The sequence below is a fragment of the Caballeronia sp. dw_19 genome, from assembly GCF_018449515.1.
Taxonomy (GTDB): domain Bacteria; phylum Pseudomonadota; class Gammaproteobacteria; order Burkholderiales; family Burkholderiaceae; genus Caballeronia.
In genome coordinates this window covers 1-431 of the sequence record NZ_JAAVUQ010000120.1, presented here as the reverse complement: position 1 = coordinate 431, position 431 = coordinate 1, and the positions used below count along the sequence as shown (strand labels likewise).

At 53.1% G+C, this 431-nt stretch carries 1 protein-coding gene; it reads right to left on the bottom strand.

Annotation, left to right across the window (positions count from 1 at the left end):
• Positions 1–431 (bottom strand): IS6 family transposase (locus HB376_RS40625; protein WP_213769314.1); only part of this gene is annotated, 431 nt, incomplete at both ends.

The following is a 431-nucleotide window of genomic DNA, read 5'->3' as shown; positions in this document are numbered from 1 at the left end:
CTCGACCACGTTATTCAGGTACTTGACTTGACGGATCGTGATTGGTGTCTCCCGCTCGGCATTCACCGCGTGCAGCGCGGCCAGATTAGAGCCGCTTTTGTCGATGGTTATCGTCTCGGGTACACCGTTCTGAGCGATCGATTTTTCAAAAAAGCGCCGTGCTGCCACCTTGTCTCGCTTGGCTCTGAACAGGAAATCAATGGTTTTGCCCGCCTTGTCCACCGCCCGATAGAGGTACTTCCACTGGCCTTTGACTTTGATATACGTTTCGTCCATCCGCCAGCTCTTGCCTACCGGCTGCTTGTACTTACGGAACATCTTCTCGAACAGCGGCACCAACTTGATCACCCAGCGATGCACAGTGGAATGATCAACCTCAATACCGCGCTCGGCCATCATTTCTTCGAGGTTACGCAAACTCAGTGAGTAGG